The sequence below is a fragment of the Wenzhouxiangella limi genome, from assembly GCF_010499265.1.
GTDB classification, from domain to species: domain Bacteria; phylum Pseudomonadota; class Gammaproteobacteria; order Xanthomonadales; family Wenzhouxiangellaceae; genus Wenzhouxiangella; species Wenzhouxiangella limi.
In genome coordinates this window covers 350,966-376,232 of the sequence record NZ_JAAGSC010000044.1, presented here as the reverse complement: position 1 = coordinate 376,232, position 25,267 = coordinate 350,966, and the positions used below count along the sequence as shown (strand labels likewise).

At 67.5% G+C, this 25,267-nt stretch carries 21 protein-coding genes and 2 tRNA genes; 9 read left to right on the top strand and 14 right to left on the bottom strand.

Annotated features, from left to right (window positions below):
- Window positions 1-2: 2 nt before the first annotated feature.
- From G3I74_RS15230 to G3I74_RS15185, 10 genes are all read right to left on the bottom strand, one after another.
- A complete protein-coding gene (locus tag G3I74_RS15230) occupies window positions 3-1,394 on the bottom strand; it encodes a V-type ATP synthase subunit B (protein ID WP_164212447.1) in 1,392 nt (463 codons plus the stop codon).
- Window positions 1,384-3,141, bottom strand: coding sequence for a V-type ATP synthase subunit A (locus tag G3I74_RS15225; protein ID WP_164212446.1), 1,758 nt, complete (start codon window positions 3,139-3,141; stop codon window positions 1,384-1,386). Before G3I74_RS15225 ends, G3I74_RS15230 begins: the two co-directional genes overlap by 11 nt.
- Window positions 3,138-3,749, bottom strand: coding sequence for a hypothetical protein (locus G3I74_RS15220; protein ID WP_164212445.1), 612 nt, complete (start codon window positions 3,747-3,749; stop codon window positions 3,138-3,140). The genes G3I74_RS15225 and G3I74_RS15220 overlap by 4 nt, the downstream gene beginning before the upstream one ends.
- Window positions 3,746-4,027, bottom strand: a complete 282-nt coding sequence (locus G3I74_RS15215; protein ID WP_203594799.1) for a V-type ATP synthase subunit F — start codon at window positions 4,025-4,027, stop codon at window positions 3,746-3,748. The genes G3I74_RS15220 and G3I74_RS15215 overlap by 4 nt, the downstream gene beginning before the upstream one ends.
- A 33-nt stretch (window positions 4,028-4,060) precedes the next feature.
- The gene (locus G3I74_RS15210) at window positions 4,061-4,414 is read right to left on the bottom strand and encodes an ATP synthase subunit C (protein WP_164212443.1); all 354 of its coding nucleotides are present in this window, start codon (window positions 4,412-4,414) and stop codon (window positions 4,061-4,063) included.
- Complete coding sequence (locus tag G3I74_RS15205) at window positions 4,411-6,258, bottom strand: V-type ATP synthase subunit I (protein ID WP_164212442.1); 1,848 nt, start codon at window positions 6,256-6,258, stop codon at window positions 4,411-4,413. The genes G3I74_RS15210 and G3I74_RS15205 overlap by 4 nt, the downstream gene beginning before the upstream one ends.
- Window positions 6,249-7,034: a hypothetical protein gene (locus tag G3I74_RS15200; protein WP_164212441.1), complete on the bottom strand. Its 786-nt coding sequence runs from the start codon at window positions 7,032-7,034 to the stop codon at window positions 6,249-6,251. Before G3I74_RS15200 ends, G3I74_RS15205 begins: the two co-directional genes overlap by 10 nt.
- The gene (locus tag G3I74_RS15195) at window positions 7,027-7,374 is read right to left on the bottom strand and encodes a hypothetical protein (protein WP_164212440.1); all 348 of its coding nucleotides are present in this window, start codon (window positions 7,372-7,374) and stop codon (window positions 7,027-7,029) included. The genes G3I74_RS15200 and G3I74_RS15195 overlap by 8 nt, the downstream gene beginning before the upstream one ends.
- Window positions 7,375-7,610: 236 nt before the next feature.
- Window positions 7,611-8,264 carry a putative metalloprotease CJM1_0395 family protein gene (locus tag G3I74_RS15190; RefSeq protein ID WP_164212439.1) on the bottom strand — a complete coding sequence of 218 codons (654 nt, stop codon included), beginning with the start codon at window positions 8,262-8,264 and terminating at the stop codon, window positions 7,611-7,613.
- Between the two features lie 396 nt (window positions 8,265-8,660).
- Window positions 8,661-8,737: transfer RNA gene (locus G3I74_RS15185), tRNA-Arg, on the bottom strand.
- Window positions 8,738-8,853: 116 nt separating this feature from the next.
- Between G3I74_RS15185 and G3I74_RS15180 the strand changes: the two genes are divergently transcribed.
- Both G3I74_RS15180 and G3I74_RS15175 read left to right on the top strand, forming a co-directional pair.
- Complete coding sequence (locus G3I74_RS15180; RefSeq protein WP_164212438.1) at window positions 8,854-9,828, top strand: SLAC1 anion channel family protein; 975 nt, start codon at window positions 8,854-8,856, stop codon at window positions 9,826-9,828.
- A 91-nt stretch (window positions 9,829-9,919) separates the two neighbouring features.
- Window positions 9,920-10,309 (top strand): cupin domain-containing protein, encoded by a 390-nt coding sequence (locus G3I74_RS15175; RefSeq protein ID WP_203594798.1) that lies wholly within the window; start codon window positions 9,920-9,922, stop codon window positions 10,307-10,309.
- A gap of 231 nt (window positions 10,310-10,540) precedes the next feature.
- Here G3I74_RS15175 and G3I74_RS15170 read toward each other — a convergent pair.
- Window positions 10,541-10,632: transfer RNA gene (locus G3I74_RS15170), tRNA-Ser, on the bottom strand.
- 167 nt (window positions 10,633-10,799) lie between these two features.
- Here G3I74_RS15170 and proV point away from each other — a divergent pair.
- The 3 genes from proV to G3I74_RS15155 all read left to right on the top strand — a co-directional run bounded on the left by proV (window position 10,800) and on the right by G3I74_RS15155 (window position 13,818).
- Window positions 10,800-12,029 carry a glycine betaine/L-proline ABC transporter ATP-binding protein ProV gene (proV, locus tag G3I74_RS15165; RefSeq protein ID WP_164212437.1) on the top strand — a complete coding sequence of 410 codons (1,230 nt, stop codon included), beginning with the start codon at window positions 10,800-10,802 and terminating at the stop codon, window positions 12,027-12,029.
- Window positions 12,022-12,864: an ABC transporter permease gene (locus tag G3I74_RS15160; protein ID WP_420823081.1), complete on the top strand. Its 843-nt coding sequence runs from the start codon at window positions 12,022-12,024 to the stop codon at window positions 12,862-12,864. The genes proV and G3I74_RS15160 overlap by 8 nt, the downstream gene beginning before the upstream one ends.
- Window positions 12,865-12,948: 84 nt before the next feature.
- Entirely contained in the window at window positions 12,949-13,818 is an 870-nt protein-coding gene (locus G3I74_RS15155; protein ID WP_164212436.1) for a glycine betaine ABC transporter substrate-binding protein, read from the top strand.
- 197 nt (window positions 13,819-14,015) lie between these two features.
- Here the strand turns inward: G3I74_RS15155 and G3I74_RS15150 are convergent, their stop codons facing one another.
- A complete protein-coding gene (locus tag G3I74_RS15150) occupies window positions 14,016-17,237 on the bottom strand; it encodes a S41 family peptidase (protein WP_164212435.1) in 3,222 nt (1,073 codons plus the stop codon).
- Window positions 17,238-17,393: 156 nt separating this feature from the next.
- On the opposite strand from G3I74_RS15150, the gene imuA reads away from it, so the two are divergent.
- From imuA to hxpB, 4 genes are read left to right on the top strand one after another with little or no spacing between them, the layout of a single operon-like run.
- Window positions 17,394-18,047, top strand: a complete 654-nt coding sequence (imuA, locus tag G3I74_RS15145) for a translesion DNA synthesis-associated protein ImuA (RefSeq protein WP_164212434.1) — start codon at window positions 17,394-17,396, stop codon at window positions 18,045-18,047.
- Window positions 18,044-19,471: a Y-family DNA polymerase gene (locus G3I74_RS15140; RefSeq protein WP_164212433.1), complete on the top strand. Its 1,428-nt coding sequence runs from the start codon at window positions 18,044-18,046 to the stop codon at window positions 19,469-19,471. The genes imuA and G3I74_RS15140 overlap by 4 nt, the downstream gene beginning before the upstream one ends.
- A gap of 59 nt (window positions 19,472-19,530) precedes the next feature.
- Window positions 19,531-21,435 (top strand): SLC13 family permease, encoded by a 1,905-nt coding sequence (locus G3I74_RS15135; RefSeq protein ID WP_164212432.1) that lies wholly within the window; start codon window positions 19,531-19,533, stop codon window positions 21,433-21,435.
- Window positions 21,435-22,085, top strand: coding sequence for a hexitol phosphatase HxpB (gene hxpB / locus G3I74_RS15130; RefSeq protein WP_164212431.1), 651 nt, complete (start codon window positions 21,435-21,437; stop codon window positions 22,083-22,085). Before G3I74_RS15135 ends, hxpB begins: the two co-directional genes overlap by 1 nt.
- 246 nt (window positions 22,086-22,331) lie before the next feature.
- Here hxpB and G3I74_RS15125 read toward each other — a convergent pair whose 3' ends face one another.
- A complete protein-coding gene (locus tag G3I74_RS15125) occupies window positions 22,332-24,425 on the bottom strand; it encodes a prolyl oligopeptidase family serine peptidase (protein WP_164212430.1) in 2,094 nt (697 codons plus the stop codon).
- A gap of 55 nt (window positions 24,426-24,480) precedes the next feature.
- Window positions 24,481-25,254, bottom strand: coding sequence for an AMP nucleosidase (locus G3I74_RS15120; RefSeq protein WP_164212429.1), 774 nt, complete (start codon window positions 25,252-25,254; stop codon window positions 24,481-24,483).
- Window positions 25,255-25,267 lie beyond the last annotated feature (13 nt).

Below are 25,267 nucleotides of genomic sequence, written 5' to 3'. Positions count from 1 at the left end.
CGCTAGCCGGCCTCGGCCGGGGCTTCAATGTAGCAGGCCAGCTGCTCGCCCGACAGCCGCGTCAGCTCTGACACCGGCAGAGCGCGCAGAAGCTCCCAGCCCAGCGCCATGCTTTCTTCGAGCGTGCGCGGGTATTGCTGGCTGACCAGGCGTTCCTCAAAAGCATCGCCGAATTCGAGAAAGCGGCGGTCGGTTTCCGGCAGTCCGTCGACGCCCATGACCGAAGCCAGCACGCGCGCCCGGCTGGCGCGCGCGTAGCAGGCGAACAGCTGATTCGAAAGCGCCGGGTGGTCGGGATGGGTATAGCCCTTGCCGGTGCCGGCGTCCATCAGACGCGACAGGCTGGGCAGCACCTCGACCGGCGGGTAGACGCCCTTGCGGTCGAGCTCGCGCCCGAGCACGATCTGGCCCTCGGTGATGTAGCCGGTCAGGTCCGGGATGGGGTGGCCGATATCGTCGCCGGGCATGGTCAGAATGGGCAGCTGGGTCAGGGTTCCCGGCAGGCCCTTGATGCAGCCGGCGCGCTCGAAAATGGTCGCCAGGTCGGAGTACATGTAGCCGGGATAGCCCTTGCGGCTGGGGATCTCGCCGTGGCTGGCCGAGACCTCGCGCAGGGCTTCGCAGTAGTTGGTCATGTCGGTCATCACCACCAGCACGTGCCGGTCTTCGACAAAGGCCAGGTACTCGGCCGCGGTCAGCGCGAACCTGGGGGTCAGCAGGCGCTGGGTGGACGGCTCGTCGGCGTGGTTGAGAAACATCGCCGTGTGCGCCAGGGCGCCGGATTTCTCCATCGCGTAGCGGAAGTTCTCGGCGGTGTCGTAGGGCACACCGATGCCGACGAAGACCACGCAGAACTCGCCGGCCTGGGCGTCGCGCAGCCGGGCACGCTGGGCGATCTGGGTGGCCAGGCGATCGTGCGGCAGGCCGCCGCAGGAAAACAGCGGCAGCTTCTGGCCCCGGACCAGGCTGTTCATCAAATCGATGGTCGAGACCGTGGTCTCGATGAAATCGCGCGGCAGGTCGCGCGCGGCCGGGTTGATGGCCATGCCGTCGACGCGCTGGCGGCGCTCGGCCGGCAGCGCCGGACCGCCGTCGATCGGCGCCCCGACGCTGTTGAACACCCGACCCAGCAGACCGGGGCCCAGCGCCATTTCCAGCGGCCGCTGGCGGATGCGGATGCGGGTCCCGTCCAGGTCCAGCCCGGTGGTCGATTCAAGCACCTCGATGACCATGGCTTCCTCGTCCAGCGCCGATACCCGGCCGACCCGCCCCCGGCCCTCGCGACCGATGACCTCGACGGCGTCGTTCAAGGCCACGTTGGCTTCGCGGCGGGCAAACAGCAACGGGCCTTCCAGCCCGGTCAGGGCGCCGCTGAGGATGACATCAGCCGACATCGGCGGCCTCCTTGTGGTCATTGAGTGCGTTGAAGGCCGCACCGATCTCGCTCGCAACCTCCGACTGCCGCTCGAGGTCGTCTTCGCCGAACTCCTCGCCCAGCCGCTGCAGGGTGCGCAGGATGGGCATGGCGGCGATCTCGGCCGGCGGCGTGCCGGCGGCCACCGCCTCGCCGGCCAAATCGATGAACTGCATCATCAGGCGCAGCATCGCGGTCTGGCGCTTGGGCGAGCAGAAGCGGTCGACCTCGGAGAACGCGCTCTGGCGCAGGAAACCTTCGTTCATCAGGTCGGCGGCCAGCAGGGTCAGCTGCTGCTCGGGCGGCAGCGAGTCCTTGCCGACGATCCGCGCCATGCGTTCCAGCCGCGCCTGGGACTCGAGCAGGCCGAGCAGGCGACGGCGGTACTCGCGCCACTCGCTGTTGCCCTGCAGCTGCCACCAGCGCGCCAGGGTGTCGACGTCCTCGGCGTAGCTTTTGAGCGGGTGGATGGCCGGGTAGGAGCGCGCCTGCGCCCGGCCGCGGTCCAGCGCCCAGAAGCTTCGCACATAACGCTTGGTGTGGCTGGTGACCGGCTCGGAAAAATCCCCGGCCGGCGGGCTGACCGCGCCGATCACGGTGACCGAGCCTTCCTCGCCGTTGAGCGCCTTGACGCGCGAGGCGCGCTCGTAGAAATCGGCCAGGCGCGAGGCCAGGTAGGCCGGGTAGCCCGACTCGCCCGGCAGCTCGCCCAGCCGACCCGAAACTTCGCGCAGGGCCTCGGCCCAGCGGCTGGTGGAGTCGGCCATCAGGGCCACGTGCAGGCCCTGGTCGCGGAAATACTCGGCCACGGTGATGGCGGTGTAGATCGAGGCCTCGCGCGCGGCCACCGGCATGTTGGAGGTGTTGGCGATGATGACCGTGCGCTCCATCAGCGGGCGGCCGGTGCGCGGGTCTTCCAGGTGCGGGAACTCGTCGAGCACGTCGGCCATCTCGTTGCCGCGCTCGCCGCAGCCGACGTAGACGATGACATCGGCATCGCACCACTTGGCCAGGCTTTCCTGCAGCACGGTCTTGCCGGTCCCGAAACCGCCCGGCAGGGCCGCGCGACCGCCGCGGGCGACCGGAAACAGGGTGTCGAGAATGCGCTGACCCGTGACCATGGGCGCATCGGCGCTCAGGCGCTCGGCGGCCGGCCGCGGCCGGCGTACCGGCCAGTCGTGCTGCATGGCCACGCGGTGGACCCGGCCGCCGGCGTCTTCGATTTCGAGAACGGGCTCGTCTTCGGCATAGGTTCCGGCCGGCCGAATCGAGCGCACCCGTCCGGACAGCAGCGGCGGGACCAGGCAGGCTCGGCCCGGGCCCGGGCCGTCGACCTGGCCGAAGACCTGGCCGCCGGCAAGCTCGTCGCCCTCGCCTACGCCGGGCTCGAACCGGAACTGGCCGCTGCGGGCGGCGGCCAGACCGGGCTGGAACCAGTGCCCGCTGGCCTCGCTCAGCGGCCGCAGCAGGCCGTCGAAGATATTGCCCAGGATTCCGGGACCCAGCGCCACCGACAGCGGCAGACCACTACCGACCACCGGATCGCCCGGCTTTAAGCCCGTGGTGTCCTCGTAGACCTGGGCGGTGAGCAGATCGCCTGACAGCTGGATGACCTCGCCCAGCAGGCGTTGTTCACCGACCGCCAGCGCTTCGTGGATCTGGAACGGCTCGCTGACCCGGGCCTTGAGGACCGGCCCGCCGATCCACTGAATCACCGCTTGCGTCATGACGCTTCTCCCGCACTCGCCCGTCCGACCAGATCGAGCAGGGCGCCGTCGATGAAATCCTCATCGACCAGCAGGCCAGCCAGGCTCATGTCCACGACCAGGCCACCGCTGACCAGCTTCAGTCCGGCCTCGAGCGAGTCGGAGGGAACGATCTCGACGCGCGCACCGTGCGCCTCGGCCGCGCGTCGAGCGAGCTCGGCCTGCTCTTCTCCGGGCCAGCCGTTTGGACATTCGACCCGCCAATCGCGCGCAATCACCACGTTCGCCGCCTCGTCCACCAGGGTGGCGGCCCAGGCGCTGCGCGCGTCGGGATCCTGCCAGCGCCGCTGCAGATTCTCGATCAGCACGCGGCGGCCTTGCTCGACCAGTGCGGCATCGTGGGCGAGCAGGCGCTGGCGCAGGGTGGTCTCGACTTCTGCCTCGACCCGGCCGATCGCCTGGTCCATGCGCTTGCGCTCCTCGGCAATGGCCGCGCTGACCCGCTGTCGCGCCCGGGCGAAAGCCTTGCGGCGCAGCTCGGCGACCTTTGTTGCCCCTTCCGAGCGCAGGTCGCGGCACTGCTGTTCGCCGGACGTTTCAAGCAGATTCAGTAATCCGTTCTTGTTCATGTCTCGACTCCGAGCGCTCGATGCACCCTGCCGGCCAGATCCGGACTGCGCCCGTGGCCGCTGACGTCAGGCACCACGGCCAGCGGTGGCCGCGCCCGGCGGATGATGCCGGCGAGTTCGTCGGGCGGCAGGTGCTCGGCCAGGTCGGCGGTCAGCAGGATGGGACGGTGACCGCGCAGGGCAGCGCGCAGCTGCTCGCGCACGTCTTCGGGCGTGGCCACCGCGGTTTCCAGACCCGCCAACCGGAAGCCGGCGGCGGTCAAGCGGTCGCTGATCACGACGGGGCGAGTGACGGCCGGACGGTCCATCGTCTAGAGCTGGTTGAGAATCAGGATGGCGATGATCAGGCCGTAGATGGCCACGCCTTCGGCCAGGCCGACGATGACCAGCACCCGGCCCATCAGGTCCGGCTTCTCGGCCAGGGCACCGACCGCGGCGCTGCCGACGTGAGCCACGGCATAGCCGGCCCCGGCCGCGGCCAGACCGGCGGCAAGCGCGGCCGAGAGAAAGCCCCAGCGCATCACAGACGGATCGACCACTTCGACCAGCATCCCGCCCTCCTGGGCGCTGGCCATGCTTGAGGTAAAGACCAGATAGGTGGCCGTCAGCGCCAGGCAGGCAATCACGGCGCCCAGCGCCAGCACGATGATGGTTCCCAGTTTCATGTCGAACTTCTCCCGGTGGGTCGGAAAACGGCGCCGGGACCGGTCAGCGGCTTGAACCGGCGGCCCTCGGCGGTCAAAAAACGGATAAAGAATTCAAACAGCATCAGGCGGGTGGTCTGGATGCCGACGATCAGCCCTTCCAGCGCGATCACGATGGCGTTGCCGAGGATGATGACGATCAGGCCCGCCAGCCCGCCGCCGGCGGCATCGGCCATTCCGAACACGGCCGCCGACAGGCCGGCATGAGCCAGCGCGAAGGCCCCGACGCGCACGAAAGAGATGGTGTTGACCAGCAGCTGCAGCATGCCTTCCAGCAGTTCGCCCAGGGCCTTGGGGAGTTCCATCAGGCGCTGGCGTTCGGCCACGCCCACCGAGCCCAGCACGAACCAGGCAAAGCCCAGCCACGCCAGGTTGAGCAGCTCAGGCCGCAGCAGCGCGCCGAGAATGCCGAAGTAAGCCAGCACCAGGCCGGCGCGGGTGGCCAGCCAATGCAGTCCCGCGCCGCGCCACAGGCAGCGCAGGGCGTCGAACAACAGGCCGGTGGCGATCACGCACACGCCGAAACCCACCGCGATCGCCATGATCGTGGTCGGGTGATCGATCGGGTGCATCCACAGCGCCGGGATCAAGTGCTCGTTGGCGAAAATGCTGCCGAACAGGAAACCGAACACGATCGCGGCGGCACCGAACGGCACCAGCAAGGCAAACACCGGGATGCGCTTGCGCAGCCACAGGCCCAGCCCCAGCAACACCGCGCCCTGGCCGACATCGCCGAACATGAAGCCGAACATCAGCGGGGTGATCACCGCCAGCAGGCGGCTTGGATCGACCTCGGTCGAACCAGGCGTTCCCAGCAGATTGGCGAAAATCTCGAACGGCTTGGCCCAGCGGGGATTGCGCATGATCACCGGCACGTCCAGCCCGGCCGGCGGATCGGCGCGCCGCAGCACGTGCTCGACGTTGGATTCGGCCAGAACCCGGTCGAGCTCGGCCCCGTCCGGATCGCTGCACCAGCCAGTCACCAGGACGAAATGCTCGGTCATCGGCAGCGCCGGGGCGTGACCGGCAAACCATTGCATCAGCGCCATCACCCCCAGGGCCGGCGCGATCTGGTGGCGCTCGTGGAGCTCGGCGATGCGCTCGCCCACCTGGCGCCGGGCCTGCTCGGCCTGCGCCCGGCGCTCGGCCAGCGCGTTCCGCGCCGCCTGCGGTTCATCGGGCAGCCAGGCCGGCATCATCAGCCGACGGGCCTTGATCGCCGTCATGCGCTCATCGAGCCGGCTCACCGCGTCGTCCGGGCCCACGGCGAGGACGTAGCGCTGGCCGTCGGCGTCGACCAGAAACTGGGTCAGGATGGAGGCCGGCCAGTCGTCCGGCTGGGAATCAGGCGGCAGACGGTACAGGCGCGCGGCCAGCCAGGGACCGGCCTCGGCGAGCCGCTCGAAGGCCGGCAGCGCCGGGTTGTCGCCGGCCACGAGACGATCGAGTTCATCCAGCCGAGCCAGTTCGGTTTCGTGCCGCTCGGCCTGATCGATCAGCGGCTCGGCTTCTGCGGCCCAGACGCGCAGACGCGCCAGCGCATCTTCCATGGCCGCGACCGGGTCCATGGACCGATCCAGCGACGGCAACTGTCCCTCCGGCCACCAGCCCGACAGCCGCCGTTCCAGATCATTGAATTCGGCCACCGCGGCGGTCAGGCCGGGCAGCTCGAAGGGACGGTCCGGCCGCTGTTCGGTCTCCAGTTCCACGGTTTGCGTTTCGGCCAGGCGGGCCAGGGTACGGGCCAGATCGGCGCGCGGCACCAGCAGCTCGAACCAGCAGGCCGTGCCCGGTCTCAAGCCCATGTCAGGCCCTCCGGTACGCGCCTGAGCAGGCGGCGGGTAACCAGTCCGGCGCGCACCCGCTCGGCCTCGAGCGCCTCCAGGCCGAGGAAGGCGAAGACCACCGCTGCGGTGCCGGCGGCACGCCGGAACACGCGCAAAAAACGCGCGCCCAGTTCCTTGCGCAGCGCTTGACCGTCGCCCTGCTCCGGAGCCTCGAGCATCGCCACGCGATGTCCCTCCAGCAGCCGGTCGAGCTGCTCAAGCGCATCCCCGGCCGGTGATGAGACCGTGCCCGGGACGAGATCACACAAAACGGATTGCCAGGCCGAGCGCACGCCTTCTCCGGCCTGCAGCAGCGGCTGCATGGGCGCCAGCTCGGTGTCGGCCAGGGCTGACAGGCAGGCGCCGGGGTCGTCGAAGGCGAAAGACCGGATCACCGGGTCGCTGCGCATCCAGGCGCGAACCCCGCCGCCGTCGAGCAGGTGGGCCAAGACCGGCAATTCCGGCAGCCAGCGGCACCAGAGCAGCATCTCGCGCCAGGGGCCCGGCGCCCAGGTCGAGGCCTGCACCACGCCGTCGCGCCAGTTGGCCCGCAGCAGCATCTCGATTTCTGCCGCCGAGGAGTCCGGCGAAACGCCCCTCACCCAGCGCTTGAGCGCAGTTGCGCGCACCGCATCCAAATAGTGGAGCAGATCAACGCTGGACTCGATCAAGCGCCAATCCACCTCGCCGGGACGCTGGCCATGGCGGGCCTGGAGACGGGCCTGCAGATATCCGACCCGGGCCGATTCAGCCATCGACGGCCCCCGTCAGGCGCGCCGACAGGCGCTCGGCTGCCGCTCGCAAACGGTCGCGATCGGCCTCGTCCAGCTGGGCGGCGGGTGCTTCACTGCCGGCGCGGGCCCGCAGCGTGGACGTGCGCGCCTCGATCTGGTGTTCGCAATGGGCGTGGAGACGGGACAGCCGCTCGCTGGTGCGCTGCTCGATCGCACGAGCGCGCTCCTGCTCGGCCGCCACAGCCGCGGCAACTTCTTCCCGACAGGCCGCGACCTTGCGTCGAATACCCGCTTCCGCCCCGAGCACATCGCGGATCGCATCCGCCGACTCGATCTGCCGCGCTCTGTCCTCGCCCGACATGCTGCCCTCCCGTCTCATCAAAAACGCCGGGAAGCCTCGGTAGCGGAGATGATCACTGCCGAACCTTCCGGTCCTGACCAACGATCAGCCGCCGGGAAGCCGTGAAATCAATCCGTTTCCCGCGGGCAATATGGTTGTCTTTACCGCCCTTCCTCCAGGGCAGTTTGAGCGTACCGCGGACGGCGGCCACAGCACTTGACGCACGTCAATTCGATGGCCCCTGAAGCCCTTAGATTTCAGGCAAACAGGCTAAAGCGCGTTTGCGGGGCGAGCGACTGTTCGGTGACAAGCGGCACCCGATCGGCGGCCGCGGCAGCCACACCGGCTTCATCAGACTGATCAGGCCCTCGCTCGCCCTCGGCCCGTTCTCCGGCGGAGCTGGTCTCTTCCAGCCGCTCGGCCGCCAGTTCGCTGCGCGCCTCGATCGCCATCTGTCGCGCCTTTGCGGCAACCTGGTAGTCCTGCGCCGAAGGATCGACCGGGGCCAAGGCCGCGCGCTGAATGATCTGCGCCTTGGCCAGGGCTTCTTCGGGGTCGGACGGCACGCTGGTGTCGATCGAGACCTCACCACCGACGGCGTAACGGCGACCATCCGGGCCGACCTCGTACTGGTAAGAAGCGGGCGCGGTGACATAGGCCCCGCCGGCGGCCACGTGGGCCAGCTCGTGCGCCCTGACCTCACGATCGCGCTGCTGCAGTTCCCGCACCTGCGCCTGCTCGGCCTCGGTCAGTTCCAGCGGGCCGCGTTGGGCGTCTGATTCCGATCGGTCGGTCTGTTCCCCGCGTGCGCTCTCACCCTCAGGGTCCGGCCGCGCTTCGTTCTCAGAACGCGTCTGCGTCGGCGCCACCCTGGCGATCGGCGGAGAAGGATTGGTCGCGGCGATCTGCATATGGCTTCAATAGCATGGAGCGCAGAGCGGCGCAAGCACTGGGGTGTAGGCTGTTGCGCCCGGAAGGATTGCGGCGGCCGCTCACGCGGCCTTGGCCTGCGGCCTGACGGTGCGCGTCAGCGAGCTCGCCGCTACGCGGCTCGGTTCGAACCTTGAGGAGATTCGACTCGGCCTCCGAGCACATCAGATATAAAAAACCCCGCTCGAGGCGGGGCTTTTTATATCTGGCGCGCCCGGAAGGATTGACTGCGCGCCTGACGGCGCTTGCCCTGCGGGTGCGGCTTACAGCCGCATCGTCCTCGCCTGCGGCTCGGTTCGAACCCTGAGGAGGTTCGACTCGGCCTCCGAGCACATCAGATATAAAAAACCCCGCTCGGGGCGGGGCTTTTTTATATCTGGCGCGCCCGGAAGGATTCGAACCTCCGACCGCCTGGTTCGTAGCCAGGTACTCTATCCAGCTGAGCTACGGGCGCGTGCAAGCCGGTAATTATGGCTCAGGCTTGGATAAGGGTCAACCGCGATTCTCATTTTTATTAGATTAGCCTCGCCTTATACTGTCGCGCTATTCCAACTCCCCGCGATCTTTGCCATGTCCAACGCCGATCACGCCCAAAGCACCACCACGGCCGGGTTCACCGCCACCCTGCCGCTGCCGCTGTTCGCCTCGGTCATGGGGACCTGCGGGCTGGGGCTGGTGTGGCATGCCGTGGAGACACGCTGGGACCTTTCGCCGGTGGTTTCGGCAACGCTGACGACGATTGCCGCGGCGGTGTTCGTCATCTTGCTGGCGGCCTATGCGGTCAAGGCGTTGCACCATCGTGACCGGGTCATGGCGGAGCTGCGCCATCCGGTGCGGATCAATTTTCTGCCGGCGATCGCAATCAACCTTCTCCTGCTGGGCATCCTGTCGCGGCCCTGGCTGGAGTCGGTCTCGAACATGCTGTGGATCAGTGGTGCAGCGCTGCAGCTTTTTCTCACCCTGCTCATAGTGACGGTCTGGTTGAACTCCCACCGCCCTCCCAACAGCCTCAACCCGGCGTGGTTCATTCCCGCGGTCGGCAACGTCCTCGTCCCCGTGGCCGCGATTCCGGCCGGTTTCGAGCTCACCGGCTGGTTTTTCTTCAGCATCGGCCTGTTTTACTGGATCATTCTCGGCACGCTGGTGTTTTATCGGCTGGTCATCGGTGATGCCCTGGAAGCCCCGATGCGGCCCACGCTGGCGATCCTGATGGCCCCGCCCTCGGTCGCTTTTCTGGCCTGGCTGCAGTTGGCGCCCGGGCCGACGAACGCGGGACTGGTGCTGTACTTCATCGCGCTGCTGAACTTTCTGCTGCTGATTCCGCAGGTGCCCGGCTTTCTCAGGCTGCCTTTCTTCCCGTCCTGGTGGGCCTACACCTTTCCGTTGGCCGCCTTCACCGTGGCCACGTTCCGTTTCGATGCGCTGACCGGAGCGGTCGGCGGAACAATCCTGGCCGCACTGGCAGGGCTGGTGACCCTCGTGATCGTGCTGGTCGCTGCTCGCACGCTGCTGGCGGTCGGCCGCGGCGAGCTGGCCGCGCATTAGGCCGATTCGACGGCAGCCCGACCAGCAATTTGCTAATGTCTAGAAGGTGCAGATCGAAATTGAATTTCAATCTTTAAGGAGTCCATGCAAGATGAGTAAAGACATCGACAAGGCCATCGTTCCGATCGTGAAAATGGCCCTGAACAATGACGCGTTTCGCGACACCGTGATCACCGGGCAGGAGGCGCAGGTCGTACTGATGACCCTCCAGCCGGGTGAGGAAATCGGCGCCGAGGTGCACGGTGATCACGACCAGATTCTGATTCTGGTCGAGGGCAACGGTCAGGCCGTGCTGTCCGGGAACGCGCGCGAAGTCGGCACTAACGATCTGGTGTTCGTTCACGCCGGCACCGAGCATAATTTCATCAACACCGGCAGCAAGGCACTCAAGCTCTACACGGTTTACGCCCCGCCCGAGCATCCGGCCGGTACCCACCACGACGACAAGGCCGAGGCGGACGCTTACGAAGAAGAGCACTAGGCCGGAGTCCGGCTTCGCCGGAGTTCGCCAAAAAAAGCCCGCCTCGCGCGGGCTTTTTTATGTGTGGCGGAGAGGGAGGGATTGACCGCGCGCCTTTCGGCGCTTGCCCTTCGGGTGCGGCCTTGCGGCCGCATCGTCCTCGCTGCGCTCGGGTCGAACGTCAGGGTTTGAATCGAGCCACCCGCTCCGGTAGAAATGAAAAACCCCCGCGCTGCGGGGGCTTTTCATTTCTGGCGGAGAGGGAGGGATTCGAACCCTCGGTACGGGATAAACCGTACACTCACTTTCCAGGCGAGCCCGTTCGACCACTCCGGCACCTCTCCGTAAACCTGGACCGCATTCCGCAGCTAGCCTGCCATTGTAAAACACTCGCCCTGCCCCGTGCACCCCTTAGTGGCCGCAAATCCATTGATGCAAGTAGCGGTGCGTGACCGGCGGGTTCGGCACCGTATGTTAGTGTGGATGGCTTACCAATCAGTTTGGAGACTTTTTGGACGGGGACGTCATCATTCGAATCGCCGGGTTGTACAAAGTTTTCGGCCGCGACCCGGACCGCGCCATTGGCCTGCTCAGTGAGGGTCTGAGCAAGGACGACATTTTTTCCCGCACCGGCCAGACGATCGGTGTTCGCGATGTCTCGCTGGATATTCTCGAGGGCGAGATCTTCGTCGTCATGGGACTGTCCGGCTCGGGCAAGTCGACCCTGATCCGGCTGCTCAACCGGCTGATCGAACCCACGCGCGGCCGCGTCGAGGTTCGCGGTCAGGATATCGTGACCATGAGCGCCAAGGAGCTGATCGAGCTGCGCCGGCGCGACCTGGCGATGGTGTTTCAGTCGTTTGCCCTGATGCCGCACCGCAGCGTGGTCGACAACGCCGCTTTCGGGCTTGAAGTTGCCGGCGAGGATCGGGAAAAACGCCGCGAGCGCGCCCGCGAGGCGCTGGAACAGGTCGGCCTGGCCGCCAACGCCGACAGCTACCCCGACGAATTGTCCGGCGGCATGCAGCAGCGCGTCGGCCTGGCCCGGGCACTGGCTACCGATCCGTCCATCCTGCTGATGGACGAGGCGTTTTCCGCGCTCGATCCGCTGATCCGCACCGAAATGCAGGACGAGCTGCTGGCCCTGCAGCGCAAGCAGCGGCGCACGGTGGTTTTTATCTCGCACGATCTCGACGAGGCGATGCGGATCGGCGATCGCATCGCCATCATGCAGGACGGCGCGGTCGTCCAGGTGGGCACGCCGGAAGAAATCGTGACCGAGCCGGCCAACGACTATGTCAAGGCCTTTTTCTACGGCGTCGACGTCACCCAGGTCTTCAGCGCATCCGACATCATGGACAAGACCCAGGTCACCGTGATCGAGCGCCCCGGCATGGGCATGCGGGCGGCCCTGGAGGCCCTGCGGCGGCACGATCGCCAGCACGCCATCGTGGTCGACGAGGACCAGCGCTTCGAAGGCGTGGTCTCGGCCGACCGTCTGGTCGAAGCGCTCGACAGCAAGGAGAAGCCGCCGTTCGACCAGGCCTTCGTCGACATCGAACCGGTCTCGCCCCACGACGGCCTGGATCTGCTGATCGGACGCTGCGCCAGCACCCCGGTGCCGCTGCCGGTGGTCGACGAGCAGGGCATTTACCGCGGCACGGTGTCGCGAACCCGCCTGCTGCGCACCCTGGACCGGGCCGGCGGCACCACGATGAACCAGGAGGCGGCCAATGGATGAATGGCTGGAACGCCTGCGTCTGCCGATCGGCGACTGGGTCGAGGCGCTGGTGGTCTGGGTGCAGGATCACTTCACCCCGCTGCTCGACGGCATTGCCACCTTCATCGGGCTGTTCACCGACCTGTTCCAGGACGTGCTGCTGTGGCTGCCGGCCTGGCTGCTGGCGCTGATCCTGGTCGGCCTGAGCGCCTGGCGCGTGAGCTGGCGGTTCGGCCTGTTCGCGCTGATCGCGCTGGCCACCATCATCGGCATGGGCCTGTGGGTCCAGACCATGCAGACGCTGGCCCTGGTGCTGGCGTCTAGCCTGGTCGCACTGCTGATCGGGCTGCCGATCGGCATCGCCATGGCCCGCAGCGACACCGTCGAGTCAATCTGCCGACCGGTGCTGGACTTCATGCAAACCATGCCGCCGTTCGTCTATCTGATCCCGGCGGCGATCTTTTTCGGCCTGGGCACGGTGCCCGGCGCCATCGCCACGGTGGTGTTTTCCATGCCGCCGGTGGTGCGGCTGACCAATCTCGGCATCCGCCAGGTCAGCAAGGAGCAGATTGAGGCCGGCTTCGCCTTCGGCTGCACCCGGTTTCAGCTGCTGCGCAAGGTCCAGCTGCCCATGGCCATGCCCTCGATCATGGCCGGGGTCAACCAGACCATCATGCTGGCCCTGTCGATGGTGGTGATCGCCTCGATGATCGGCGCCGGGGGCCTGGGCAACACCGTTCTGACCGGGATCCAGCGCCTCAACGTCGGGCTGGGCTTCGAAGGCGGCCTGGGGGTCGTCATCCTGGCCATCCTGCTCGACCGCATCACGCAGAGTTTCGCGCCCAGGCGCCGCTAAGAGCGCGCGCCCGGGCAATCCGGCGCCAGACTGGCGCCATCACGTGTACGAAAGCACACAACGCATTCAGCAAGGAGCAACACCATGCAAGACAAATTATTGCAAACCTTTTTCGCCGTCGTTCTGGCCGCCGGGCTGGCGCTGCCGGTCCAGGCCCAGGATCCGGTCCGGATCGGCTGGACCGCCTGGTCGGACGCCGAGTTCATCACCAAGCTGACCGCCCAGCTGATCGAAGAGCGGATGGATCGCGAAGTCGAGTTGATCCAGACCGACATCGCCCCGCAGTACCAGGGGCTGGCCTCGGGCGATATCGACATGATGATGATGGCCTGGCTGCCCGGCACCCACGAAGACTACATGGACGCGGTCGGCAGCGACATCGTCAGCCTGGGCATTCTCTACGGCTACGCGCGCCTGGGCTGGGCCGTGCCGACCTATATCCCGGAAGACCAACTGTCCTCGATCGAGGACCTGAAAGACGACGCGGTTCGCAGCCAGCTTGACGGCACCATCACCGGCATCGACCCCGGGGCCGGTCTGACCCGCCTGTCCGAACAGGCCATCGAGGACTACGGTCTCGACGGCTACCAGCTGCAGATCTCTTCAGGCGCCGGCATGACCGCCGCCCTGGCCCGCGCCGTTCGTCGCGACGAGTGGATCGTGGTCACCGGCTGGAGCCCGCACTGGAAGTTCGGCGCCCACGACCTGCGCTACCTCGAAGACCCGCGCGGCACGCTAGGCAGCTTCGAGCGCGTCCACGCCATGTCCCGCCAGGGCTTCTACCAGGACAATCCGGAAGTCGCCCTGATGGTGTCGCGGATTCAGCTGGAGCTCGATGTCCTGCAGGACGCGATGTTCTACGCCCAGGAAAACTCCTACGACGAAGCCGTGACGCGCTTCATCGACGAGCACGACGATCTGGTCGACTACTGGGTGACCGGCAACATCGATTGATCGCTTAAGACACCACACCGGCACCGCAATCTGTCATGCCGGGCTTGTCCCGGCATCTCCAGGTCGAACGAAGCCTCCTGTGACGGTGTTATAGCTGGAGGTCCCGGCGCTCCGCTTCGCTGCGGCCGGGACGACAAACAAGAAGCAGGAAAAACCCCGCCACCTGGCGGGGTTTTTCTTTTCCCGAAGACAGCCCCTCAGGGACTGATGGCGTTCTCGCCGCGCGGCGGGATGGGCTGGGCCGGCGGCTGAACTACCGGCTCGGCCTCCAGCCGCTCGAGCAGCACCTCGACCGCCCGCTCCAGCTGCGCATCATCTCCGTTCCAGGTCGCGTGCGGGCGGTTTTCGACCTCGATGTCGGGCACCACGCCGAAGCCTTCGACCAGCCAGCGGCCCTGGGCGTCGAACTGCGGACTCTGGGCGGCGCGCATCACGCCGCGATCGACCAGGCGGTTGGTGTCACTCAGCCACACCCCGGCCCCGGCGGTGCGCTGGCCGATGACCGGCCCCAGCCCCAGGGTCTTGACCCCGGCGGCAAAGGTCTCGCCGTCGGAATAGGTCAGCGGATCGACCAGCACCGCCAGGTGGCCGCGGAAGGTCTGCTGCATGTTCCAGAACGGCTCGCCGACCGGGCGCTGCCAGAACATCCAGGCCCGGCGCAGCAGTTTCTCGATGATCCAGCTGTCGATGTTGCCGCCGCGGTTGCGGCGCACGTCGATGATCAGGCCGTCGCGGTCGATGTTGGCGTAGAACTCGCGCGCGAAGCTGGCGATGTCGTTGCTTCCCATGGCGTTCAAATGCAGATAGCCGATGCGGCCGCCAGCCAGCTCGTCGACGGTCTCGCGCCGGCCCTGGATCCAGTCCTGGTAGCGCAGGCCCCAGTCGCCCCAGCCACTGACCGGCTCGACTACCGCGCTGGCCGACTCGGTGCCGCGCCGGTAGTCGATTCGGACCTGCTGGCCGGCCTGGTGATCGAGCTGTCGGGCCAGGTCGGCTTTTGAGCGCACCGCACGGCCGTTGACCGCGCTGATCACATCACCCACCGCCAGCCCCGCGCCGGGCCGGGCCAGCGGCGAGCGCTCGGCGGGCAGTTCGGGATCGCTGCGGTAGATATGGGTGATGCGCAGGCCCTGGTCCACGGCCTCGAAAGCGCCGCCCAGGAAGGCCGGCGCGCCCGACTCCGGCTCGTCGGGATACTCGCCGCCGCGGACCTGCGAGTGCAGCACGCCGAGCTCGGCCACCATCTGGCCGAGCAGGTCGTCGAGCTCGCGCCGGTCGCCGACGCGCTCGGCCAGCGGCGCGTAGCGCTCACGCACGGCTTCCCAGTCCTGGCCGCGCAGGTCGGGATCGAACAGCCAGTCGCGCTGCATGCGCCAGGCGTCGACGAACATCTGGCGCCACTCCTCGGCCGGGCGCACCGGCAGGCGCCAGTCGTCCAGGCGCACCTGGTGCGGGCCCAGATCACCGGGCGGCTTGGCCTTGGCGTCGACAATGTACATCGCGTTGCCCGAGCTGGCGTAGAGCATGCGGGTACGATCCGCCGACAGCTCGAAAAAGCGCACCCCGCTTGCAAAGGTCTCCAGCGCCGGCTGGTCCGGCCCGAAATCGATGGTCTTGAGCGCGCTGCCGCCCTCGTCGCGATCGATCAGGTAGAGCCGGTCACCGGCCGCGGCCAGGGCGCTGTAGTTGCCGGCGACCACGTCGACCTCGAACAGTCGTTGCGCCAGCCCATCGAACTCGATCGAGGCCGGCTCGTCGCCGGGCGCTTCGGGCTCGACGCTTAACTCGGTGCGCTCAGCCAGCGGAAAGACGTTGTCCGGCTGCAGCGCGTAGGCGTAGATCCGGGTGCGCCGGTCGAACATCGGGCCGAGGTTGCGATCGCCCCAGGGGCTGGCTGGCGTGGCCTGGAAATGGCGATTGGAGAGAAAATAAAGCCAGCGCCCGTCGGGGCTGAAGGCCGGCGAAAAGCTTTCGTAGCGGTCGCTGCTGAGCACGTGGGTAGCGCCGTCGGGCACTTCGATCAGCACAAGCTGGCGGCGCTGGATAGTCGTGTCGGGACGGGTCACCGCCAGGCTGGCGCTGTCCGGCGCCCAGACGATGTCGCTGTAGCCGCTGCCGCCGGAGTCTTCGAGCAGGCGGTTGCGGCCGGTTTCCAGGTCCAGCAGCCACAGCCGGCCCGGGCGGTCGTCGTGGGCGATGTAGCGCCCGTCGGGCGAGACGATCAGGCGCTCGCGCTGGGTCTCGCCGTCGTCGGTCAGGGCTTCGCCGGCGCCGCTGCCGTCGGCCGGAAAGCGCCAGATTTCCTGCTCGCCGTCGCCGACGACGATGGCGTAGACCCAGTCGCCGTCGGGGCCGGCGACGGCTTGGCGCGCCCGGCTGCGATCGGGCAGCGCCAGGTCGATGCGGCGCAGCGCGCCGGTGCCGGCCAGGGTGACCTGGCCACGCGCGGCAACCGCCACCCGGCCGGCATCCGGGGCTAAACGAGCGCCGTCGAGAAACGCCAGCGGCTCGGCCAGCCAGCGGGTTAAGCCGCGCGAACGATCGCTGGTCAACTCGATGGCCAGCGCCCGATCCTCACCGCTGGCGATATCGAACACGCGCAGGTCGGCGCCGTGCTGGTAGACGATACGCCCGTCGGCCAGGCTGGGCGAGCGCACCTCGAAGTCGGCGTGGAAGGTCAGCTGGGTCGCATTGGACCCATCGGCCTCCAGCCGCCACAGGTTGCCGGCCCCGCCGTTGGCGTCGCTGAGCAGGTACAGCCGGCCGTCCCACCACATCGGCGCTTCCAGATTGCCGTCGAAGTCGGGCAGCAGACGCTCGGCCTCGTCGTCGCGCTCGGGGTGGAAGCGCCACAGCTGGGCCATGGCGCCGCCGCGGTACTCGCGCGCGTTGTCGGCGGTCAGGGCCAGGCCGAAGCGGGTGAAGTAGATCGTCCCGTCGTCGGCAAACGCGGCCTCGCGTGCATCCATCAGCGGCAGCTCGCGCACCGCCAGGGTTTCAGGATCGACCGCGCGCAGGACGGTAAACCAGGCCGGGCCGGCCACGGTATTGCTGGCATAAAGCACCTCGCCGTCCGGGGTCCAGCCCTGGACCTTGACCCAGCCGCTTTCAAAAGTCAGGCGCTTGGGTTCGCCGCCGCTGACCGGCATCACGTACACCGCCCGGCCGCCGCCGTAGCTGCCGTTGAAAGCCAGCCAGCGCCCGTCCGGCGAGATCGCCGGCTCGAGCTTGGGCTCGGCGTGGGTGGTCAGGCGCGCCGCAAGGCCGCCATCGGCAGAGACCGTCCACAGGTCGCTTTCGGAAACGAACACGATCCGCTCGCTGCCGGCGGCCGGCTGGTGGTAGTAGCCCGGCACCGCGGCCGGAGAAGGTGCGACCAGAACAACGGACAACAGCAACAAACACACGACAAAACGCATCGAACAACCTCGGAAAATTAGCCAAACCCAGCGGCCGACAAGAATACCCTGACCCGCGACCACGATCGGTCGGGATTTTCATCCGCCCGTTCTCGGATTCTGAGAAACTGTACATTAGTATAGTTATTCAGTCTCGCCCCCAAGGAGTACCGGTCCATGCCCGAAGCACAGCCCCTGCAGCACCTGCTCGACCAGCGCAGCGATCTGTGGCGCGGGCGCCGACGGCCGCAGGCTCGCTGTACAGGCAGCGGTCGGGCCGAGCTCGACGCCTGGCTGCCCGACGGCGGCTGGCCGTGCGGGCGCCTGGTCGAGATACTGCCGGCCTGCCTGGGCAGCGGCGAACTCGACCTGCTCATGCCACTGCTGGCCGAGCAGACCCGGCAGGGACAGCCCGTAATGCTGATCGCCCCGCCGCTGGTGCCCTGCCCGCAGCGCCTGCACCGGGCCGGCATCGCGCTGGATCGGCTGGTGGTGGTCCGCGCCCCCGACCAGGCCCTGTGGGCGGCCGAGCAGAGCCTGAAAAGCGGGGTCTGCGGCAGCGTGCTGGTCTGGCATCCGCGCGGCCGGGTCGATGCCCGCTCGATTCGCCGCCTGCAGCTGGCCGCCCGTGAAAGCGACGCGCCCGCCTTTGTCTGCTATCGCCGGCATCAGCAGCCGCCGCCGTCGCTGTCGGCCCTGCGCCTGGGGCTGGAGCCGGGGCCGCAGCTGACCCTGCTGCGCGGCGACGGCCCGACTCGGGCGCTGCACCTGGGCCGGGCCAACGTGATCGAACTGGCCGTCCGCCGCCGGCAGAGCGCCTCAGCGCCATGAGCCAGCCGGTTCGGGCATCGCTGTGGGCCGGTCTGTACTGCCCCGGCCTGCCGCTGAGCGCGGTCTGGGACCATCAGCCCGGGATCGGTCCGGTCGCGGTGCACAGCCACCAGCGCGGCCAGGCGCGGATCTTCCAGGCCGGGCGCATCGCGGCCCAGCACGGCGTGCGGGCAGGCATGGGCCTGAGCCAGGCGCTGGCCCTGCTGCCGCAGCTGCAGAGTCGGCCGCGCAACCCGGCCATGGAGCAGCGCGCGCTCGAGCAGATCGCCCTGGCCGCCTACGGCCACAGCCACCAGGTGGTGCTGGCCCCGCCCGATACCGTGCTGCTGGAAATCGCCGGCAGCCAGCGCCTGCGCGGCGGCCTGCAGCCGCTGCTCGACCAGCTCGTAAAAACCCTCCGCCAGCAGGGTTTCCGGGTGCGCTGCGGCACCGCGGTGGTGCCGGCCGCGGCCCGGCTGCTGGCGCGCGTGGGTCAGCACGCCGACTCGCCGGAGCGCCTGCAACACACCCTCGACGCGCTGCCGATCGATGCCCTGGGGCTGGCGCCGGGCAAGCAACAGGCCATCATCGGCTGCGGTCTGCGCCGGCTCGGTGAGCTGGTGCGCATGGGCGCGCCGGAGCGCGCCCGCCGCTTCGGCAGCGCCCTGAACGCCGAGCTCGATCAGCTCTACGGCCGCCAGCCCACCCCGCTGGCCGGCTGGCAGCCGCCGGAGCGCTATCGCCAGCGCCTGGAGCTGCCCGTGCCCAGCGAGCGCAGCGAGGCGCTGCTGTTTGCCGGCAATCGCGCGCTCGACCACCTCGGCGGCTGGCTGGAGGTGCGCGATCGGGCCCTGACCGCCCTGCACGTCACCCTGGAGCGCGAAGACGCCGGCAACCCGATCGCCCTGGGCCTGAGCCTGGCCCGGCCCGGCTTCGACCGCGCCCGGCTGCTGGAGATGCTGGCCCTGAAGCTCGACCGCATTCGCCTGCCCGCGCCGGTCGCCGCACTGGTGCTCAAGGCCGAGACCACGCTGGAACATCGCCCACCCCAGGCCGACCTGTGGGACGGTCGCAACCACGGCGATGCCTGGCCGGCGCTGCTCGATCGCCTGCGCGCCCGCCTGGGTGAGGAGGCCTTGAGCGGCATCGCCCCGCAGGCCGACCATCGCCCCGAACACGCCTGGCGCTGGGTCCCGCCCGGCACCACCCGCGTCTGTACCGAAACCCGGCCGCGACCGACCTGGCTGCTGCCCGAACCGCGCCCTTGCCAACGCGCCGATTTTCGCCTCGAAGACGGCCCGGAGCGGATCGAGGCCGGCTGGTGGGACGGTCAGGACTGCCGCCGCGACTACTGGATTGCGCGCGATGGCCGCAACCGCCGGGTGTGGATTTTCCACGAGCACGAACCGCGCTCGGGCTGGTTTCTGCACGGATTGTTCTGCTGAAGCAAAGCCCAAGGCATTGTTGGTTATGATGCCGCATTGTCCAGAAAACCCCGCTTGCGATGAGCATCGACCAGGTCACGATTCTTGCCATTCTGCTGACCACCATCGTCCTGTTCGTGTGGGGACGATGGCGCCATGACCTGGTGGCTGCCGCCGCCCTGCTGGCCTGCGTGATCTTCGGCCTGGTGCCGGGTCGCGATGCGTTCGAGGGCTTCGGCCACCCGGCCGTGATCACCGTCGCCGCCATCCTGATTCTCAGCCGCGCGCTGCAGACCTCCGGGGCGGTCGACATCCTCACCGAGCGGATGCTGCCGAAAACCGACAACGCCTTCATCGCCAACACCATGCTGGTCAGCCTGGCGGCTTTTCTGTCGGCGTTCATGAACAACGTCGGCGCCCTGGCCCTGCTGATGCCGGTGGCCATCCAGCTGGCGCAGAAGCACGGCCTGGCGCCGGGTCAGATGCTGATGCCGCTGGCCTTCGGCTCGATCCTCGGCGGCATGATGACGCTGATCGGCACCCCGCCGAACCTGATCGTTTCAGGCTTTCGGGCCGACGCCGGAATGGGTGCGTTCACGATGTTCGACTTCACCCCGGTCGGCGTGGTCGTGGTGCTTGCGGGACTGGCCGTTATCTTCGGTCTGGGCCGGTTCTTGATCCCGGTTCGGGAGCGGTCGGATCTGGAGGACTTCGACACCGGCGACTACCTGACCGAGGCCCGGATCGCGCAAAAGTCAGACGCCGTCGGCATGCGCCTGAGCGAAGCCGAAGATGAAATCGAAGACACCGGCTCGCAGATTGTCGGCCTGATTCGCGACGAGGAGCGCATTCGCTCCCCCCACGGCAATTACAAGCTCCAGGCCGGCGACATTCTGGTCATCGAAGCCGAGCCCAAGGCTCTGGTGACGGCGCTGAGCAAGCTCAACATACGCCTGGAAGAAGACAAGCGCGAACCCCAGGTCCACACCCGCAGCGACCAGGCCGACAGTCGCACCAGCGTCAAGAAGCCGGCGAAAACCTCCGGGGAGACCAGCACGCAAGAACCGGACCGGGACAAGGAGCGGAAAGACCAGGACGACGACAAGCGCGGCGAATCCCGGGAGGCCGAGGAAATCGTCTTGATGGAAGTGGTCGTGATGCCGAGCTCAAGCATCATCGGCCGCTCGGCAAGAGCCCTGAAGCTACGCACCCAATACGATATCAACCTGCTCGCCGTCTCGCGCCAGGGCCAGCGCACCATCGCCCGGCTCAAGACCCTGCGCTTCCGGCCCAGCGATGTGCTGCTGCTGCAGGGCCCGCTGGAAACCGTTCATGAATTCGCCGTCAACAACGGCTGTATCCCGCTGGCCGAGCGCTCGCTGAGGATTCCCCGGCCGGGCCAGGCGCTGGCGGCCGCCGGGATCATGCTCGGCGCGGTTGCCATCGCCGCCCTCGGACTGCTGCCAACCGCGGTGGCGTTCGTGCTCGGCGTGCTGGCCACGGTGCTGACCCGCCTGGTCCCCGCGCGCAAGGTCTACGAGGCGATCGACTGGCCGGTGATCGTGCTGCTGGGCGCGTTGATCCCGGTGGCCGGCGCCATGGAAAGCACCGGCGCGGCCGACCTGATAACCCGAACCCTGCTCGATCAGGTCGCCGGCGGCGGACCGATCCTTGCAATGATCATCGTCATGGTCGTGACCATTGTGTTGTCCAGCGTAATGAACAATGCCGCTACCGCTGCGGTCATGTGCCCAATCGCTTTGAGCTCGGCCGACGTGCTGGACGTCAATCCCGACAGCCTGCTGATGGCCGTGGCCGTGGGCGCCTCGTGTGCTTTCCTGACCCCGATCGCGCACCAGAATAACACCCTCATTCTCGGTCCCGGCGGGTTTCGCTTCGGCGACTACTGGCGCCTGGGGCTGCCGCTGGAGATCATTGTGGTGGCCGTGGGCGTGCCGATGATCCTGCTGGTCTGGCCGCTGTGATGCCGATCGCTGCGGCCATCTTCGACATGGACGGCCTGCTGATCGACTCCGAGCCACTGTGGCAGGACGCCGAACTGGCCTGCTTCCGGCCGCTGGGGGTGCCGGTCACTAGAGAGCTGTGCCGCGCGACTGCCGGACGTCGCATCGACGAGGTAGTGCGCCTGTGGCATGCGCGCTTTGGCTGGGACGGTCCGGGCATCGACGAGATGGTCGAGCGCGTCCTCGCCGAGGTCACCCGCCTGATCCTGGCGCGCTCCGAAGCCCTGCCCGGCGTCCACGCCACCATGGACACGCTCCGACAGCGCGACATTCCCATGGCCATCGCCTCGTCCTCGCCCCCGGCGCTGATTGCAGCCGTCGTCGAAAAGCTGGCGTTGGCGCCCTACCTTCATCTCACCCACTCCGGCATCCACGAGACGCGCAGCAAGCCGGACCCGGCGGTATTTCTGACCACGGCGCGCAAACTCGGCGTCGCACCCGAACATTGCCTGGTGTTCGAGGATGCGCCGGCCGGAGTGAGCGCCGCCCGAAGCGCCGGCATGCACGTGATCGCCGTACCCTCGGTCTTCGACCCGGCCGACGCTGCCTTCGAGCAGGCCGATCAGGTGCTGGGAAGTCTGGCGGAGTTTGATCCGATTCCGTGGCTGTAGTTGGCCCCGGAAAGCACTGAGCACATCGGCGCCTGGCGGGTGATCGCTTGCAGACCGTCTGGCTAGCCGAAGCACGCAGGGTCGAGCGGAAAAAGGGTTGCAGCATGTTTGAGCGCAGGCCTGCCAGGGCCGGAGCGAGTTCTGCAACCCCCGCTCGGACCGAGTACTGCAGGGGATCGGTCACCGCGAGCGGTGACCGACTAGCCAGCCGGGCTGCAAGCGATCACGCGCCAGGCAATCCCCGGCTCAGTCGCTACTTCCAGGGTTCAGCCGATCGTGCAGGTAGGCGTAGATCAGCGCGCTGATGTAGGCGCTCTGCTTGAGATTGGCCGCGCCGCCGTGCCCGCCCTCGATGTTTTCGTAGTAGAGCACGTCGTGGCCCTGCTCGACCATGCGCGCGACCATCTTGCGGGCATGCCCGGGATGGACGCGGTCATCGCGCGTGGAGGTGGTGAAGAACGCCTTGGGATAGTCCGCCTCGGCCGAGACGTTCTGATACGGCGAATAGCGGCGGATGTAGGCCCACTGCTCCGGGTCGTCCGGGTCACCGTACTCGGCCATCCAGCTGGCCCCGGCCAGCAGCTTGTGATAGCGCTTCATATCCAGCAGCGGCACCTGGCTGACCACAGCGTTGAACAGGTCCGGGCGCTGGACCATGACGGCACCGGTCAGCAAACCGCCGTTGGAGCCGCCCTGGATGCCCAGGTGTTGCGGTGAAGTGATGTCGCGCTCGATCAGATCTTCGGCCACCGCGATCAGGTCGTCGAAAGCGCGCTGGCGGTTTTCCTTCAGCGCCGCCTGGTGCCAGCGCGGACCGAACTCGCCGCCGCCGCGGATATTGGCCAGCACGTAGACGCCGCCGCGCTCAAGCCAGGCCGAGCCGATGGTGCCGGAGTAAAACGGCGTGCGCGCCACCTCGAAGCCGCCGTAGGCGCCCAGCAGGGTCGGATTGGCGCCGTCGGCCTCGAATCCGGCCGGCTTGACGACGAAATACGGAATGCGCTCGCCGTCGGCCGAGGTCGCGAAGAATTGCTCGACCGCCATGCCCTCGGTGTCGAACCGGGCCGGCTCGGACCGGATCTGGCGCCGGCTGTCGGCCGCGGCATCGGCCTCGTACAGGCGCGAGGGGGTCAGGAAGCCGGTGTAGTTGAAGTAGAAGGCATCGGACCGGTCATCGGTGCTGACCACGCTGATCGTGCCCAGATCCGGCACATCCAGCGTCTGACGGGTCCAGCCGTCCGGACCGCGCGTGAAGCGCAGCAGCTGCCCGGTCACGTTGTCGAGGATCGACACGATGACGGTGTTGTCGGTGGTCGAAACCCCGTTGACCGCCTGGCGCTCGTTAGGCTGGAACAGCAGTTCGAAATCCGGCTCGCCGGCGAGCACCGATTCCATGTCGGCAGCCAGCAAAGCGCCCTGGGCGAACGTGGCCTCGCCCAGCGTCCAGTCGGACTTCAGCTCGACCAGCAGCTGGCCGTCGAGAATACCGGCCAGGTTGGCGTCGTCGGGCACGTCCACGCGGATGGTTTCACCGTCGCGCAACACGTGGTACTCGCGGGTGAAAAAGCTCGGCAGGCGCACGATGATGTCCCAGGGCGTGTCGCCGTCCCAGTAACGGCTGGCGTTGACCAGCACGTCGTCGCGCTCGGCCTCGAACACCAGCCGCGCGTCCTGCCGGGGCGTGCCGCGCTCCCAGATATGGACCTGGCGCGGGTAGCCGGAGCTCGTCATCTGCTCGTCTTCAAACGCGGGGCCGAAAAACACGCTGTCGCGGTCGCGCCAGCTCAGGTAGCTCTTCGATTCCGGCAGCACGAAACCGTCGTCGACGAAGCTGCGGGAGGCAAGGTCGAACTCGCGGCGAACGGCGGCATCCGCGCCGCCGATCGACAGGCCAATGATGCAGCGATCGTAGTCGGGATAGCGGCAGCTCGCGCCACCCCAGACCCAGTTCTCGTCCTCGGCATCGGCCAGCGCGTCGACGTCGATGATGGTGTCCCAGTCGGGCTGGTCGTTGCGGTAGTCCTCGCGCGAGGTCACGCGCCAGATGCCGCGCACGTGCTCGGCGTCGCGCCAGAAGTTGTAGATCCGCCCGCCCCGCAGCGAGGGGTAGGCGATACGGTCGTCGGCGGTCAGGATTTCAAGGTTGCGCTCGTGGATGGGTTCGAACAGCGGATGGGCCTCCAGGTAGGCCACCGAGCGCTCATTTTGCGCCCGCGCCCAGTCCAGCGCCTGTTCGCTCTCGACCTCTTCCAGCCACAGGAAAGCGTCTTTGTCAGCGCCCATGGTCACACTCGGCCAGCTCAGGGCCGCACACAGAATCAGCAGGATCGAAATTTTCATGTCGTTGCAAAAAGTCCAATGGTTTTCCAGCAGTGGGATCGATTGTATGGCCCGCTCAGTCGAAGCGCAGGTGCTTGACCGAGCGACCCTCGTTGGCGATTTCTTTGAGCGAGTCGATGCCGATGGCGATCTGGCTGTCGACGTATTGTTCGGTGATGACGCGGTCAGAGGCGTCGGTTTTCACACCGTCGGGCACCATCGGCTGGTCCGAAACCAGCAGCAGCGCGCCGGCGGGAATCGAGTTGGCGAAGCCGACCGTGAAAATGGTGGCGGTTTCCATGTCGATCGCCATGCAGCGGGTTCGGCGCAGGTATTTCTTGAACGCGCGGTCGTGCTCCCAGACCCGTCGGTTGGTGGTGTAGACCGTGCCGGTCCAGTAATCCTTGTCGTGGTCGCGAACCGTCGATGAGACCGCGCGCTGCAGGGTGAACGCCGGCAGCGAAGGGACTTCGGGCGGAAAATAGTCCGCCGAGGTTCCTTCGCCGCGGATCGCGGCGATGGGCAGAATCAGGTCACCGAGCTCGTTTTTCCTCTTCAGCCCCCCGCACTTGCCCAGAAACAGCACGCCGCGCGGCTTGACCGCGCTGAGCAGGTCCATGATGGTGGCGGCATTCGCGCTGCCCATACCGAAATTAATCATGGAGATGTCGTCGCAGGTGGCGTTGCGCATCGCCTTGTCGCGCCCGCGCACTTCAACGCCCATGACCGAGGCGAACTTTTCGACGTAGTTGTCGAAGTTGGTCAGCAGGATGTATTTTCCGAAATCTTCGACGGCCGTGCCGGTGTAGCGCGGCAGCCAGTTGTTGACGATGCTTTGTTTGTCTTCCATTCCTTGGGACCCG